General features: G+C 64.5%; 16 protein-coding genes. 4 read left to right on the forward strand and 12 right to left on the reverse strand.

Annotation, left to right across the window (positions count from 1 at the left end; translation table 11 throughout):
* The first annotated feature begins 40 nt into the window (after positions 1-40).
* From ACT3UA_RS08270 to ACT3UA_RS08280, 3 genes are all read left to right on the forward strand, one after another.
* On the forward strand, positions 41-406 hold the full coding sequence (locus tag ACT3UA_RS08270; protein WP_096288056.1) for a DUF1844 domain-containing protein: 366 nt from the start codon (positions 41-43) through the stop codon (positions 404-406).
* A 154-nt stretch (positions 407-560) separates the two neighbouring features.
* Entirely contained in the window at positions 561-1124 is a 564-nt protein-coding gene (locus ACT3UA_RS08275; RefSeq protein ID WP_096288058.1) for a GNAT family N-acetyltransferase, read from the forward strand.
* Positions 1125-1158: 34 nt separating this feature from the next.
* Complete coding sequence (locus ACT3UA_RS08280; protein WP_176484250.1) at positions 1159-1653, forward strand: GNAT family N-acetyltransferase; 495 nt, start codon at positions 1159-1161, stop codon at positions 1651-1653.
* Here the strand turns inward: ACT3UA_RS08280 and ACT3UA_RS08285 are convergent.
* From ACT3UA_RS08285 to ACT3UA_RS08320, 8 genes are all read right to left on the reverse strand, one after another.
* Complete coding sequence (locus ACT3UA_RS08285) at positions 1650-3005, reverse strand: MFS transporter (protein ID WP_096288062.1); 1356 nt, start codon at positions 3003-3005, stop codon at positions 1650-1652. The two genes, ACT3UA_RS08280 and ACT3UA_RS08285, sit on opposite strands and share 4 nt — an antisense overlap.
* Before the next feature lie 21 nt (positions 3006-3026).
* Positions 3027-3908, reverse strand: coding sequence for an SseB family protein (locus ACT3UA_RS08290; RefSeq protein WP_096288064.1), 882 nt, complete (start codon positions 3906-3908; stop codon positions 3027-3029).
* A 157-nt stretch (positions 3909-4065) separates the two neighbouring features.
* Positions 4066-4803: a bifunctional 1-(5-phosphoribosyl)-5-((5-phosphoribosylamino)methylideneamino)imidazole-4-carboxamide isomerase/phosphoribosylanthranilate isomerase PriA gene (priA, locus tag ACT3UA_RS08295; RefSeq protein WP_096288066.1), complete on the reverse strand. Its 738-nt coding sequence runs from the start codon at positions 4801-4803 to the stop codon at positions 4066-4068.
* Positions 4804-4825: 22 nt separating this feature from the next.
* Positions 4826-4975 (reverse strand): hypothetical protein, encoded by a 150-nt coding sequence (locus ACT3UA_RS08300; RefSeq protein ID WP_176484251.1) that lies wholly within the window; start codon positions 4973-4975, stop codon positions 4826-4828.
* A 3-nt stretch (positions 4976-4978) separates the two neighbouring features.
* Positions 4979-5614, reverse strand: coding sequence for an imidazole glycerol phosphate synthase subunit HisH (hisH, locus tag ACT3UA_RS08305; RefSeq protein WP_096288068.1), 636 nt, complete (start codon positions 5612-5614; stop codon positions 4979-4981).
* Positions 5615-6235, reverse strand: coding sequence for an imidazoleglycerol-phosphate dehydratase HisB (gene hisB / locus ACT3UA_RS08310; protein ID WP_096288070.1), 621 nt, complete (start codon positions 6233-6235; stop codon positions 5615-5617).
* A gap of 25 nt (positions 6236-6260) precedes the next feature.
* Positions 6261-7367, reverse strand: a complete 1107-nt coding sequence (locus ACT3UA_RS08315) for a histidinol-phosphate transaminase (protein ID WP_096288072.1) — start codon at positions 7365-7367, stop codon at positions 6261-6263.
* Positions 7368-7441: 74 nt separating this feature from the next.
* Entirely contained in the window at positions 7442-7744 is a 303-nt protein-coding gene (locus ACT3UA_RS08320; RefSeq protein ID WP_096288074.1) for a LysM peptidoglycan-binding domain-containing protein, read from the reverse strand.
* Positions 7745-8043: 299 nt separating this feature from the next.
* Between ACT3UA_RS08320 and lexA the strand changes: the two genes are divergently transcribed.
* Positions 8044-8760: a transcriptional repressor LexA gene (gene lexA / locus ACT3UA_RS08325; protein ID WP_096288076.1), complete on the forward strand. Its 717-nt coding sequence runs from the start codon at positions 8044-8046 to the stop codon at positions 8758-8760.
* A 62-nt stretch (positions 8761-8822) separates the two neighbouring features.
* Here lexA and ACT3UA_RS08330 read toward each other — a convergent pair whose 3' ends face one another.
* From ACT3UA_RS08330 to hflX, 4 genes are all read right to left on the reverse strand, one after another.
* Entirely contained in the window at positions 8823-9944 is a 1122-nt protein-coding gene (locus ACT3UA_RS08330) for a glycoside hydrolase family 76 protein (protein WP_176484252.1), read from the reverse strand.
* A gap of 49 nt (positions 9945-9993) precedes the next feature.
* Positions 9994-11640 carry a DUF222 domain-containing protein gene (locus ACT3UA_RS08335; RefSeq protein ID WP_096288080.1) on the reverse strand — a complete coding sequence of 549 codons (1647 nt, stop codon included), beginning with the start codon at positions 11638-11640 and terminating at the stop codon, positions 9994-9996.
* A gap of 86 nt (positions 11641-11726) precedes the next feature.
* Positions 11727-13724 (reverse strand): ATP-dependent DNA helicase, encoded by a 1998-nt coding sequence (locus tag ACT3UA_RS08340; protein WP_444615955.1) that lies wholly within the window; start codon positions 13722-13724, stop codon positions 11727-11729.
* Positions 13717-15381: a GTPase HflX gene (hflX, locus tag ACT3UA_RS08345; RefSeq protein ID WP_374954801.1), complete on the reverse strand. Its 1665-nt coding sequence runs from the start codon at positions 15379-15381 to the stop codon at positions 13717-13719. The genes ACT3UA_RS08340 and hflX overlap by 8 nt, the downstream gene beginning before the upstream one ends.
* Positions 15382-15541: the final 160 nt, after the last annotated feature.

Below are 15541 nucleotides of genomic sequence, written 5' to 3' on the forward strand. Positions count from 1 at the left end.
AAGTACCTGTATTGAGTCGGTCTGTGACAAGCTTAGCAGTATGAGTACCGAAGACACCAACTCGCAGCAGCACGCCGTCGAGCAGCAGATGCGCGACATCGCAGAAGTTCCAGCAGTAGAGATCATCACCACCGCCGCAGTTCACCTGATGAGCGCGGCCGCGGTCAAATGCGGACTGGCAGAAGGTGATGACGCCGATGAGCTGAAGGATCTTGATGAAGCTCGCAAGCTAATTACCGCTCTGGCTGGCCTAGTCACCGCGGGTGCACCGGAGCTTGGATCACAGCACGCGGCACCACTGCGTGACGGTCTGCGAAGCCTTCAGCTCGCCTTCCGCGAAGCATCATTGATCCCGGATGCGCCAGGCAAGGGCCCGGGCGAAAAGCTCACCGGACCGGTCAACTAGCGATTATTTCGCAGAATATTAAGAGATTAACGTCATGGATCCGCTTCCTTTGGGAAGCGGATCCATGCTCGTTTAAACATGAACTTTCCGTTTCGGAACAGATATTGCCGGATTGAAACGAGCCACAACGCGTTGCACTAGATAGGCTTCACTAATGGAGACTTTCGAACAGCCGGTGCTGCACGCCGGGCGCTATGTCTTGCGGCCGTTCGACATCCGCGACGTGGCACTGATCGAGGCGGCCTCGCTGGATCCGCTCATTCCGTTGATCACCAGCGTTCCCATTAAGGGATCCAGCCAGGACTTCGCGGACTTCATTTACAGGCAGCAACAGCGCGTGGCTGAGCGCACCGGGTATTCTTTCGCGATCGCCGAGGCGCAGACGAATCGGGCGGTCGGGCAAATCGGCTTGTGGCTGCACAACGTTGCCGCCGGCCGGGCAAGTATCGGATGTATCGGATACTGGGTCGATCCTGGACACCGTGGACGCGGTGCGGTGAGCGCGGCGATGGATGCACTCACCGTTTGGGCCCTGGAGCTTGCGCCCATCCATCGGGTGGAGCTGTACGTCGAACCATGGAACGAAGGTTCCTGGCGGGGCGCCGAAAAATGCGGTTTCACCCGCGAAGGAATACTGCGAAGCTGGCAACTGATCGGCACCGAGCGCAAGGACATGTACTGCTACTCCCGGCTGAAAACCGATGGGCCGGAGCGCTAGCAAAAGCACGATTCCACTACGAGAGGCAGGATCAATGATGGACCGTCAAACGCAGAAGATTGTTCTGGAACCATTGCACGAGGGGCATCGGCCGTTCGTCATTTCCCTGGCCTCCGATGAACGAGTCACTCGCTATATCGGTGATGGCTCAGTCTGGGACGATCAGACGATCGGCGAGCGAATCCAGTTGGCACTGAGCGCGCTGCCGCTGGCCACGGTTGGGGCCACTCGCTGGTTTGTGGCTATCGCTGCGGGGCATCCGGCAGGGCTGGTCGTGGCCACCCGTAAACCCGAGGGAGTCGAACTTGGGTATTGGGTCTCCCCCGGCTATTGGGGTCAGGGAATCGCCGGTGCCATGGTCAATAACGCGATAGGGCTGATCCCCGAACTATTTCAGGTGCGCCGTTTGATCGCCCGGGTTGACCCAGCCAATGTTGCCTCAGCCAAGTTGTTGGCGCGCAGAGGCTTCACGGGGCGGTCAAGCACCGACGGGCTGGATCACTACGAGCTCAAACTCACCTCTGCCTAAACGAAGCCGCCCATCCGCGCGCGACGGGTGCGGCGGGTGCGGCGGGTGCGGCGCACTCGTCGGCGAATCTGCTGGGCGATCAATGCGATTACCACGATGAATACCGCCAGCAAGCCGATGCCGATAAATGCCTGGGCGGGTCCGAGCGTATCCACGAAGATGCCGGTCAGCGGTGAACCGAGCGCGGTGCCGGTGGTCATCGCAGAACCGTACCAGCCCATGGCCTCGCCGCGGCGATTCTCCGCGACCAGATCGGTGAGCCATTCGGAGGCCGCCGAGAGCGTGGGCGCGCAGAGCAGGCCAGGGGCGAGCGAGAGCAGCGCCAAGCTCCAGGTGTCGGTGGCGAAGTACATGGGCACCGTCAGCACCGCCATCGCCAAGAGCAGCAGGAGCGGGGAGATGGCCCGGTTCATCGAGCCGTAGACCAGCCCGCCGATCAGCGACGAACCGCACCAAAAGAGGAATACGATCCCCAGGTCACCGGAGCGTGACTGCGCTTCGAGTTCGGCAACGATGCCCACCTCGGTGCCGGTGAGCAGCGCACCGGCACCACCGGCGGCGATGAACACCGCAAGCACCGAGGCGCTGATCCAGTTGAAGCGGCTCTTGAACGCACGTCCGCGGCTCTTGATCCGGGCGCGCGCGGACTTCCAACCCGCGGTGATCAATTCGCCTTCGACCTCGGCCACGCCGAAGGGGGCCGCGGCGATGAAACTGGCCTCCGCGCCGAGGCGCTCCTCGTGCACGTTGGCGCGCAGGGCCACCGCCTTGGGGTCATCGCTGCGCGTAGGCGGGTTCAAAATCATCAGCGCCAGACCGGCGACCGATGCGGTCACCCCGATGACGCTCAGCCCGATGGTGCTGCTGATCTGCGTGGCGACGATCCCTGCCGAGGCCGGTCCGACGATGAACACCAGTTCGGTGGCCGTCGCATCGAGCGCAAAGGCGGTGCGCCGGTTATCTCCGGTGGTCATGATGCCCAGGGCGGTACGGACTACGGAGAACACCGGCAGTGAGAAGAGCCCGCCGATGAAGGCCAGCGGGTACACCCACTCCAGCGACACGTGCGGGACGGTGCACCAGACGATGGTTTCGACGAAGATCGAAGGGATCAGCGCCCGGCGCAGCCCCCACGCATCGACCCGGGCACCGCGCCACGGGGCGCCGATGGCAATGCCGAGTGTCATCAGCGCGGTAACCAGTCCGGCGGACACCCAGCTCTGATCTAGGTTCGTGACCAGATGCAGAAGCAGCAGCATGCTCAGCGCCGAGTGCGGCAATCGGGCAATCATTCCGATGACTAGCAGCGTTGAAATCTGCGGCTGCCGCAGAATCTGCCAATACCGTTTCATACCCGGTGGTGTCCTTGTCTCTTAGTCTGGTGCGCTGAGCAAACTCACTTCGAGCGAATCGACCGCTTCTGCGAATTCTGGGTTTTGGGCCAGGCGCCCATGGATGTCTTTGGTGCTCTGGCGGGCTTCGGGCTCGGGGGTCCCGGCGGCGAAGACGAACTGCAGGTTCAGCTCCGGTCCGGGGCCGCCGCCTAGGACTGCCGCTCCAGAGACGTCTCGCGAGCCGACTCCCCGGCCCGGCGCCACCTTCACCGCGCGGAGCGCCCGACAGCCGGCGGTCGCCTCTTCAACGAGCTTGGCGATGTGCTCGCTGAGATAGCTCGGGGTCCAATCGGTTTGCTTGGCCAGGCTCCACATTCCGGGACGGCGCAGCACGAAGGTGAAGTCGCTGCCCGGGTCTAGCACCAGCAGTTGGGCTTCTTCGCTCACCGCAGACAGGGCCGCGCGGGGTGCGTAGACCGCCACCGGGCGGGCCTCGCCATGCCAGGCCTGCAAGCGCTCGACCGTGGTGAATACCGGCAAGGCCATCCGCCCGTCGGGTGCCTTGATCTTGACCAGCGCCATGTCGGCTTCCTTATCGGCGGCGAAACCGTGTTCGGTCAGCGCTTCCTCGCCCAGCTGGGCGACAACCGCCACGAAGACGCGAGCCTGGGACAGGGCCCGATGCACGCCGGCCTCGTCTCCGGTTCCCGCGCGGAGTTCGGCCAGGGCGCGCACCACGGCCGGGTCGGCGGCTCCATCGTCCTTGTCAAACTTGTGCAACGGATTTTCCTCGCCGCTCAAGTCCCGGCCATCCCAGCCTTGGCCGGCAGAATCTGCGCGGTTGCCAGCTTGCGCCAACGCCGCGGCGATATGCCCGGGCAGGTGGCGTTCGGGTTCGGATTCGGGGTGCGAAGTGCTCATGCAACTATGCTATCTGCCGGGTCCAAATGCGAAAGTCCTGCGAGGAGAATCTGTTCATGACCTTGGCCACCCATCCCGGTTCCGGCGCGGAAAGCAAAGGACCCGAACCTGCGCGGTGTGTGCGCTGGTTCGGGTCCGCTGTTGAGACAGGTGGAGGCTAGCGGCGGCCTGCCACGTCCAGCGCTTGGGCAAGAGTGAACTGGCCGGCGTAGAGCGCCTTGCCCATGATCGCGCCTTCGATACCCTCCGAGACCAATTCGCGTAGCACGCGCAGATCTTCCAGCGAGGAGATGCCGCCGGAGGCGATCACCGGTTTGGTGGTCTTTGCGCAGATTTCGCGCAGCAGTTCAACGTTCGGACCGCGCAAGGTGCCGTCCTTGGTCACGTCGGTGACCACGTAGCGGGCGCAGCCGGCATCTTCCAAGCGTGCCAGCACGTCCCAGAGGTCGCCGCCGTCCTTGGTCCAGCCGTGGCCGGACAGCGTGGTACCGCGCACGTCCATGCCCACCGCGATCTGCTCGCCGAAGCGTTCGATGACGCGCGCGGTCCATTCGGGATTCTCCAAGGCCGCGGTCCCCAGGTTCACCCGGGTGGCCCCGAATTCCAAGGCGCGCTCCAGCGAGGCATCGTCGCGGATGCCGCCGGAGAGTTCCACCTTGATGTTCAGTTCATCGGCGATGCGGCGGACCACCTCGGTGTTGTTGCCGCGGTCAAAGGCCGCGTCGAGATCCACCAGGTGGAGCCATTCGGCCCCTTCGCGCTGCCAGGACAGGGCCGCCTCCAGCGGATCGCCGTATCCGGTTTCCGACCCGGCTTCGCCCTGCACCAGGCGAACGGCTTGGCCTCCGGCGATATCTACCGCCGGGAGCAGTTCAAGAATTGGTTGCTCGCTCATAATTTCCTTCTGTCGCTAATGTCTAGAGAGTCTGAACCCAGCCGGCGACGATTGCCGCGGCGGCCAAGGCCCATAACGCGATGATCCACGAGATGTGCGCTTTCTGGCTTTTGAGCGAGATCGCGCCACCGGCGAGGAAAGCACCGAGGGTTAGCAGGATGATGGCCCACATGTCCTAAAGTGTCTCCAACCAGTTGCGCAGCAACCGCGCCCCGGCGTCGCCGGACTTTTCCGGGTGGAATTGCACGGCGGACAGCGGACCGTTTTCCACGGCCGCGACGAAATCGGTGCCATGGGTGGACCAAGTGACCTGGGGCGGGGTCATCGCCGGTTGGGTAACATCGAACTCCCACTTCTGCACGCCATAGGAATGCACGAAGTAGAACCGCTCGTCCTCGATCCCGGCGAAGAGCCGGGAGTTCTCCGGTGGGCGCACGGTATTCCATCCCATATGCGGGATGACCTCTGCTTGCAGGCGCTCGACCACACCGGGCCACTCGCCGATGCCTTCGGTTTTCACCCCGTGCTCAACACCTTGCTCGAAGAACACCTGATGTCCTACGCAGATGCCCAGCACCGGCTGGCCACCGGCGATGCGGCGGCCAATCCACCGCAGCGCGCCGACCTTGGTCAGCTGCTCCATCACCGAGGCGTAGGCTCCCACGCCGGGAACGACGAGGCCATCGGCGGCCAAGATCGCTTTCGGATCCGCGGTCAGCTCCACCTCGGCGCCGGCGGCTTCCAGCGCCCGCACGGCCGAGCGGACGTTGCCGGATCCGTAATCGAGGACGACGACAGTTTTTTTCGCCACTTAGAGGGCACCCTTCGTGGATGGGATCTTGTCGCCCATGCGGGCGTCCGGCTCGACCGCTTCACGCAGCGCGCGAGCGAATGATTTGAACTGGGCCTCGACGATGTGGTGCGGATCGCGTCCGGAGAGCACCTCGATATGCGCGCAGATCTGCGCATGGAAGGTGATGGCCTCGAATACGTGCCGCGTCATCGAACCGGTGAAGTGCCCGCCGATCAGGTGGTATTCCTGGCCTGCCGGTTCCCCGCCGTGCACCAGGTACGGGCGGCCGGAGACGTCGACAACCGAACGCGACAGCGCCTCGTCCAGCGGTGCGTAGGAGGTGCCAAAGCGGCGAATTCCCGCCTTGGTGCCCAGGGCCACGCGCAGCACCTCGCCGATGGTGATGGCCACGTCTTCCACCGTGTGGTGCACGTCGATATGGGTATCTCCGGTGGCACGCACGGTCAGGTCGATGAGCGAATGCTTGGACAGGGCGGTGAGCATGTGGTCATAGAACGGCACGCTCGTGCTGATTTCCGAGACCCCGGTCCCGTCCAGGTCCAACTCGACGAAAACTGATGATTCGCTGGTCTCGCGTTCCATCCGGGCGCGACGAGCGCCAATCAATTCGGCAGACATGTCTTCCTTCGCTTGTGGGTGAATTCTACTTCTGGGCACCCAGCAACAAGGCCAGGTGCTCCAGGAAGGCGGTGGTTTCGGCTTCGGTGCCGGCGGTGACGCGCAGCGTTCCCTTGATTCCATTGTCGCGGACAATGATGCCGGCATCCAACAGGCCCTGCCAGATGGCGTGCGGATCCTCCAGTCCGCCGAAGAAGACGAAGTTCGAATCCGAGACAGATGGCTTCAAGCCGAGATCGATCAGCGTGGACACGATGCGGTCGCGCTGGGTCTTGATGTCTTCGACCTGCGCGAGCAGCAGCTCGATATTCTTCAACGCAGCGATGGCGGTTGCTTGGGTAACCGCCGAGAGGTGATAGGGCAAGCGCACCAGGCGAATCGCGTCGGTCACCTCGGGGGCCGCCGCTAGATAGCCCACGCGGGCGCCGGCCAGGCCGAAAGCCTTGGACATCGTGCGCGAGACGATCAAGCGCTGGCGCCCTTCGAGCAGGGTGAGCGCCGATCGGGTACCTGCCAGCGAGAATTCTGCGTAGGCTTCATCCACGATCACCATGGCGTCGGTTTCGCTGGCGGCCTCATAGACCGCTTCGATAACGTCCAAGCCCAGTGCGGTTCCGGTCGGGTTATTCGGGGAGCACAGGAATACCACGTTTGGGCGGTGTTCGCGCACCTGCGCGGCGGCGGATTCGGCCGAGAGGGTGAAGTCTTCGGCACGGTTTCCGGCAATGAATTCGGTATCGGTGCCACTTGCGAGCAACGGGTACATCGAGTACGTGGGGACGAAACTCAGCAGGCTGCGCCCCGGGCCGCCGAAGGCCTGCAGGATCTGCTGGAGAATTTCGTTCGAGCCGTTTGCGGCCCAAATGTTGTCGCGGGTCAGTTCGTGACCGAGGTAGTCGGCGAGCAGCTCGCGCAATTCGGTAAATTCACGATCCGGGTAACGGTTCAGGCCGGCAGCCGCTTTGGCTACTTCCTGAGCGATGGCATCGATAACTGTCGCTGGCAATGGATGGGTGTTCTCGTTGACGTTCAGCTGAATGGGAACGTCAATTTGTGGCGCTCCATATGGGGATAGCCCGCGGAGATTCTCACGCAGGGGCAGCTGACTCAGAAGTTCACTACGGTCATTCACGCATTAATTCTAATGGTGAGGCGCTCTCGCCGGTGAATCCACGACAAGAACAGGTAACAATGGTGAGCTGGCACCTAGTTTGAAAGTACGGGGATATCCAAAGTGTCCCCGACGTACAGCACACCAGCATCGATGGAGTTCAATTCCTCAATGTGGTTCATCGCCGCGTTGACTTCGTAGCCTGCAGCGTACTCGCTGGCCAGCCCCCATAGAGTGTCACCGGGAATCACGGTGACCTCCACAGTCGCCGGGCCGCTGGGCAGGTCCGTGGATGCTTGGGCGCTGCTGGTGAACATGAACGCCGCGGCGATCGTGAGGAGGAAGACCGGTATGCCTACCAGTACTGCCCAACCCCGACGGTTGATGCGGATCCTCATTGGTCTTTTGCTCTGCTGTGGGTGAAGTGCCAGAGTTGCCACGACTTTTTCTCCTCAACGGTTACGTGTGATGCGAACCAATATTCGAATGCAATCTTCGAACACCTGTTCGATACTAGTACATCTTTTCTAACAGAGCCAGATCGAACTTGTCCAGATGTTTTCGAACAAATCTTTGAAAGAAGCCCTGTGATCAACTAAGATTTCGAAGTAGTCGATCAATGAATACATCACAACATTGGGCACCGACAGTTTGTAGCTTCGAACTGAGGACCGAATGCAAGGGAAGGCAAAAATACATGTCAGCATCACAGCGCACTCCCCGGTCGAACGCCCGTTCGCTGACGATACGTCAGAAAAAGATCCTCGAAACCATCCAGCGTGCGATCGGCAAGAATGGCTATCCGCCGTCGATGCGTGAGATTGGCGACTCGGTCGGGCTCAAAAGCCTTTCGAGCGTGACTCACCAGCTCGGTCAGCTCGAAAAGCTTGGGTACATTCGTCGCGACCCGAGGCGTCCTCGAGCCATGGAGATTTTGCTTCCGTTGCAGCTTGCGGAGGACGGCGAGGGAAGCAGCGAGCCGCAGAGCGCGCCGGAACCCGTTGAGGACACGAAGGTCATCGAGCTGAGCTCCTCGGCGGATACCACGATGGTTCCCTTGGTCGGACGCATCGCCGCCGGTGGACCAATTTTGGCGGAGCAAACCGTCGAAGACGTCTTTTCCCTACCACGCCAGCTGGTTGGCCACGGCGAGCTGTTCATGCTCAAGGTGTCGGGCGATTCGATGGTGGATGCGGCAATTTGCGATGGCGACTGGGTGGTCGTCCGTCGCCAGCAGACCGCGGAGAACGGCGATATTGTGGCCGCATTGCTTGACGAGGAAGCCACGGTGAAGACCTTCCGTCAGCGCGATGGCCACACCTGGTTGCTGCCACAGAATTCACGTTACGAGCCGATTCTCGGCGACGCTGCCACGGTGATGGGACGCGTCGTGTCGGTGATGCGCTCGCTGTAGCGGGCAAGTCTGTTCCAACGAGCCATTCGGCCTCACCCATTCTCGGTGAGACCGGATGGCTTTTATTTTGCGTCGAGCTGGCTCGGCGGCAGGCTCACGCGCCCGGCCGCCTGGAGGATCGTCCAGCGTTGGGTGGCCGCAGAAAGCTCCGTCTCGACCCGGTCCGCGAGCTGGCTCGCCGTGTCGCAGACCAATCGCGCGGCGGTGCGCCGGGTCGCGGCGGGCAGGCGTTCATCGTTCGCGGCGAGCGCCAGGTAGCGGCAGAGGATTCCAGTGAACAGATTGCCGTCTCCACCGGATTCCAGGCGCAGGCCCTGTGCCGCAGTGGCGAGCCGATCGTTGATCGCCTGGATCAGCGAGACAGCTTGCGCCAGATGCTCCGCGGACCCGGCGGCCAGCAATGCACCGAGCACGGTGCCCTGGTTGTAGGTGTAGATCGCTTCCTCGGTGCGCGGGCCGCCGGCGGTCAGGCGGATGCCGTCGAGGTAGAGCCCGGAAGGTGTGCTGTAAAGCTCGCGGCGCAGCCAGTCCAGCAGCCCGGTGGCGGTGTCTAAATCCGCGATGCGTGCGAAATACAGGGCCGCCGGGGCGTTGGTGGGCGTGTTCTTGAAGTCGCGTTTGCGCGACCAGTAAAGCCCGCCGCCGAGCTTCTCGTCTTGGCCGCGCACCAGCTGTCGACCCAGTGCACGCATGGCTAGGGTGGCGAGCAGCGCCGGGCGGGCGGTGAGCTGCTGGCTCAGCCCATTGAGCCGTTGGCTGGCAAGCAGCAACCAGGCCATGTCGTCGTAGAAGTAATTCGGGAAGCGGCCGAAATTGCGCAGCAGGATGCCGCGCAGCAGCTGTTTGGCCCGCCGCCAGTGCCTCTGGGCCGCGCACCGGTGACCGGAGTGCAGCTCATGGAAGGCCGCGTCGAGGATCGCGTCGAGATAGTGTGCCTGCCACCAGTAGTGCCATTCGGACCAGGGGCGCGGGCGTTTTCTAGGCGCTGGCGCGGCAGGCATCGCATGCAGCGAGCCGATCCAGGTGCCGGGCAGGCCCATGAGCCGATGGCCGAATCGGGCGTGCAGGTCCTCGCCTGCCACCGCGGCCAGGGCCTCCCAGTGTGCGGGATCGTGGATGCCTGGCTGATGCTGCGCTTCATTCACGAGTCGGCTCCCACTACTCAGTTCTCCGGTTGTGTGCACCAGCGTAGCCGCTTCGCCCGCCGGCATCGAGCACATCGAGCGGGCGGGATCAGGCGGCGAGCACTTCGGCGGCCGAGAACCAGTAGGTGTTGCGCCGCGGTTGTTGATCGGGGTCCAAGAATTTGGGCAGCAGCACCGCCGGAGGTTTGCCCTCGGCCACCACGAGGCTGAAAAGCCCGGCATGGCGTGCGTGGTGATGCATGGGACAGAGCAGTACGCCACGATCCACGCGGGTCTGTCCGCCCTCCTCCCACGGGTCGACGTGGTCCGCCTCGCAACGGCTGGCCGGCATCCGGCAGCCCGGGTAGATGCAACCGCGGTCGCGGGCCGCCAGAGCGCGTTTCATATGCGGTGGAAAAAGGCGTTTGGATCGGCCGATGTCCAGCGCTTGGCTTTTGCCGTCCAGCACCACCGGGTAGATTCCGGCGTTGCACATCAGCGTTCGGGCCGACGCCGCGGTCAGCGGCAGACCGTTTTCGGTGCTGGCGAAGCTGGCGGCGCCATCGAGCATTTTCTCGTAGTTCAGGTGCACGATCACCTGCGGGGTGATCAGCCCGGCGCCCGGATTCTTGCCGCCGACGCGATTGGCGCGCAGCACCGCGAGCAATCCGGTCAGGTGGCGCAGGGCCGGGCTCAGGTCTTCGAAGGGCCGTTCGGGCGGCGCGGCGAGGTTGCTGGGTGGTTTCGGTGGTTCGGCTTCCGTCGCTTCGGCATCCGGGGTGCGGGCCCAACCGGGCATGCTCGGTGCATCATCCCATTCCCTGGGGGTGGGTGGCATTGGCGCAACCGGGGTTTCGGGCTCGACCGATGGGGTGGGCTCGGCAGATGGCGTGGGCTCGGCGTGCTTAGGATAGCTGGCGTGGACGAGCTCGTTGAGCTGCTCGCGGTTGCCGGCGATGGTGTTGGGGTTGTCGATTTTGGCGCGGAGCGACTCGATGAGTTCGGCATCGTGCGGGAAGACCTTGAGCTGGTAGATGACCAGCCCGCCTTTTGTGCCGCGGGGGAAGAGCCCGGCCTCGGCGAACAGCGCCTCGGGCGGGCGCTGGGACTGGAGCTGTTCGGCGATGAGGCCGGACAGGTGTTTCGCGGCGCTGGCCGGCTCCTGGGCGATGAGCCTGACTGCCTGCGCTTCGAGCTGGGCACGGGCCTGCGGGCCGGGCAGGTCCGCTTCGGCGTTGCGGATGGCCCGGGCGGCACCGATCGCTGGGCGCGGATCCACGTTGCGGTTCGCGAAGTGGGTGGCAAGCTGCGGGCAATCGGGGGTGGTGCGCTCCCCCGCCTCGGTGACCTTGGCGATCAGCGAGCCGGCGGCCGCGAGCCGGGAGAGGGCCGCGCCGTGGGCGATGCCCAGCCAGCCGGAGTGCAGGTCTGCGGCGTCCTTGAAGCTGCTGCGGCCCAGCGTGCAGGTGCCGTGCAGTGCGGCGAGCTGCTCGTCCGTGGGTGCGGCGCCGGCGTCGGCGATGGCATCGAGGGATTCGGTATCCAGCTGATGGCTGCCGCTGCGCTGAACCGCGTCCGCCGCATGGATCTGCAGGCGGGACAGGGTCTGCGCGGTGCGTTCGGCCAGCCAGGCGAAGTAGGCGGCCTGGCCGGCGGGCAGTTCCTCGGAAGAGAGCTGCGCGCAGGCGGCATCGAGGGTGGTGATGGCCTGGGCCATCGCCCCGAGGGCCGCCTGGTTGCTGCTGAGTTCTTCCATGCCCACCACCCTGCACGGTCCGCGGGCGGGGGCCGGCGGATCGGGCGCAGGGTGTGGATAAGCGGGAGTGGAAGCTCCGGCGCCGGCTACTTTTCCGGTTTCAGGCGCTGCAGCACGCCGGTGATGACCTTCTTGTCGGTGGTCGGCCACATCGGCGGCAGCGAACTTTTCAGGAATGAGCCGTAGCGGGCGGTGGCCATGCGCGAGTCGAGGACCGCGACCACCCCCTTGTCCTGCACCGAACGGATCAAGCGGCCGGCGCCCTGGGCCAGGCGGATGGCCGCGTGGGTCGCGGAGACCTGCATGAAGCCGTTGCCGCCGTGCTTGGCCACGTCCTCGGTGCGGGCCTTGGAGATCGGGTCGTCGGGGCGCGGGAAGGGGATCTTGTCGATGATCACCAGGCGGCAGGAATCCCCGGGAACATCCACGCCCTGCCAGAGGGTCATGGTGCCGAACAGGCAGGTGTCGCGCTCCGCGGAGAAGTCCGCGACCAGCGACTTCATGCTCGCGTCGCCCTGGCAGAGGATTTTCACGTCGAGCTTCTCGCGCAGGATCGCCGCGGCCTCCTCGGCCGAACGCTTGGAGGTGAACAGCGCCAGCGCGCCGCCGCCGGAGGCGGTGATCAGGTCCTCGATCTCGTCCAGCGTCTCGGCGGCCAGCTGGCGCCCGGGCTTGGGCAGGTGCTTGGCGACGTAGAGGATGCCCTGGTTCGGGTAGTCAAACGGGCTGCCGACATCCACCCCGGTCCAGGTCGGGGCGCCTTGGCCCATGAGCCCGAGCGATCCGGCCACCGAATCGAACTGCGAGCCGATGGCCAGGGTGGCGCTGGTGAGTACGACGGTGCGCCCGTCGAACAGGCCCTCGCGCAGCTTGCCGGCCACCGAGAGCGGGGCGACGTTCAGCGTCGCCGGTTGGCTGTCATCGGTTTCCACGTAGCCGCGGCCCTCGATGAATTCACGCGGGCGGGAGGTGAAGAGCACCTCGCGGCGTTCCTCGGCTTCGAGCATGCGGATCGCGTCGTCCATCACCGCCTGCATCTGCGAGCGGGCGGTCTGCCGGCCCCCGTCCGCCGGGGCGTTCGCCTCCGGCTTGGACAGCGCCAGCACCAGGCGGGCCTGTTCGACGATGTCGTTCAGTGCGATGCCCATATCTTCGCGCAGCCCGCGCTCCAGCAGCCCGGTGGGCACCCCGGTGAGCGACTTCTCCAGTCGGCCGGCGGCCTTGGTCAGCTCGTCGACGTTCACGCCGCAGTGCCTTTTGGCGCCGCCTGCGGCGGTGAGCACCCCGCGTGCCGAAAGCGCTCCGGAGACCGAGCTGGTCACCCGGTCCTGCAGCTCGTGGGCCTCGTCGATGATCGCGACCTCGAAGTCCGGCAGCACCGAGAGGCCTTCGAAAGCGGAGACCGCGAGCAGCGCATGGTTGGTGATGACCACGTCGGATTCGGCGGCCCGCGCCCGGGCCATTTCGGAGAAGCACTCATCGGCCATCGGGCACTTTTGGGCGCCCAGGCATTCCATGGCCGAGACCGAAACCTGTTTCCAGGCCTTGTCGCTGACCCCGGGGACCAGCTCGTCGCGGTCCCCGGTATCGGTCTTCTCCGCCCAGTCGCGCAGCTTCAGCACCTCGGCGGCCAGCGGGGAGAACATCTGTCCGGCCGGCGCGGCCGGCGCGTCCATTTCGAACAGCGTCCCCTCGCTGTCATCCGGGTACCCGCCGCCGAGCTTGTACTGGCAGAGGTAGTTGGCCCGGCCCTTGAGCAGGGCCACATCCATCGGGCGGGAGAGCTTGCCCTTGAGCGCTTCGAGCAGCCGCGGCACATCGCGCCCCACGATCTGGGACTGCAAGGCGAGGGTTGCGGTGGACACGATCACCGGCTTCGCGCTGGTTTGCGCATGGGCGAGCGCCGGGATCAGGTAGCCCATCGACTTCCCGGTGCCGGTGCCGGCCTGCACCAGCAGGTGTTTTTCGTCCTCCAGTGCCTCGACCATATGCTTGACCATCTGCTGCTGGCCGACGCGCATCTGGCCGCCCATGGAGGTCACCGCGGTTTCCAGAAGGTCCAGGACCTGCTCTTGCTTATCCATGTAGGTTGAAAGTCTCCAACTGAACCGCGAGGGATTCTCGCACCTTGACGATCATCCGGGTTCCGTGATCTGTGTGTTCGCTTTCCAATATTTCCGATTCGCTCTGGTGCAGCTTGGCGATCAGGTCTCCGCGGTCGTACGGGATGAGGATTTCCAACTGCACCTCGGGCCGCGGGATCGAGCTGCTGATCTGCTCGAGCAGCGCCTCGATGCCTTCCCCGGTGCGCGCCGAAACGATCGTGGTGTTCGACTCCCGGTTGCGCACCCGTTCGATGACGATCGGGTCGGCCACATCGGCCTTGTTCAGCACGATGATCTCGGGAATGTTCAGCGCGTCGACCTCGGCCAGCACCGTGCGCACCGCCTGAATCTGCCCCTCGGGGTCCGGATGCGAGGCATCGACCACGTGCAGGATCAAATCCGAGTCGGCGATTTCTTCCAGCGTCGAGCGGAAGGCCTCCACCAGCTGGGTGGGCAGGTTGGAGACGAACCCGACGGTATCGGCCAGCGTGTAGGTCAGCCCGTCGGCGGTTTCCGATTGGCGCACGGTGGGATCCAGGGTGGCGAACAGCGCGTTCTCCACCAGCACCCCGGCGTTGGTCAGCCGGTTGAGCAGCGAGGACTTGCCGGCGTTGGTGTAGCCAGCGATGGCCACGGCCGGGACCTGGTTGCGTTTGCGGTTGGCGCGCTTGGCCTCGCGGGCAGGCTTCATCGCCTTGATCTCGCGGCGCAGCTTGGCCATCCGGTCGCGAATGCGGCGGCGGTCCATCTCGATCTTGGTTTCGCCCGGACCGCGCGAACCGATGCCGCCACCGGCGGCACCCACCCGGCCACCGGCCTGGCGGGACATGGACTCGCCCCAGCCGCGCAGGCGCGGCAGCAGGTATTCAAGCTGCGCCAGTTCGACCTGGGCCTTGCCTTCGCGGGACTTGGCATGCTGCGCGAAGATGTCCAAAATCAGCGCGGTGCGGTCGATGACCTTGACCTTGACGATGTCCTCCAACGCGCGGCGCTGCGAGGGGGCGAGTTCGGCATCCACCACGACGGTATCGGCGCCGGTGGACGCGACGATGTCGCGCAGCTCTATGGCCTTGCCGGAGCCGAGGAAGGTGGAGGAATCGGGTTTGCTGCGGCGCTGCACGACCCCGTCGAGCACCTCGGAGCCGGCGGTTTCGGCCAGCGCGGCGAGTTCGCGCAAGGAGTTTTCCGCGTCGGTGACGCTGCCGGAGGTCCAGATGCCGGCGAGCACCACGCGTTCCAGGCGCAGCTGGCGGTATTCGACCTCGGTGACATCTTCCAGCTCGGTGGAGAGCCCGGCCACGCGGCGCAGCGCGCGGCGGTCGGCTAAATCGTCTTGGTCCCCGTCGAAGGATGAATGCTCGGCGGAGAAGCGGTTCAGCGCGGTCGCCTGTCCGGAGAAGATGTGCTCCTCGACCGGTTCGTCGGCGTGGAATACGGCAGGGGCTTGTGCGTCGTCGGCCGCCAGAATGCGGTCGATGGCTGCCTTGATCTGGGCATCATCCATTGATGCCGCGTCTTGCTCGTGTGACTCGGAGTTAGTCATGGTCTCCTTAGAAGAACTTCTCTGTACAGAATAGTGCGGGGTACCCCCACTTCGCGAGGTGGCGCGATCAGATGTCGGTGGGTGTTCGGTCATACCGGTCCTTGTGCTCAAGACAAATTGCTGTCGGTGATCAGGTGAAGGGGCGGTTACCAAGAGACTGCGGCGGGGCACGAAGTGGTGCGGAGAATCCAGAAAGAAAAAGAAAAGGACCTTGCCGTCTGCAGGTTCATGTATCCGGTGGGCGCGCGAAATC

This window comes from Glutamicibacter sp. 363, from assembly GCF_052379505.1.
Classification (GTDB): domain Bacteria; phylum Actinomycetota; class Actinomycetes; order Actinomycetales; family Micrococcaceae; genus Glutamicibacter.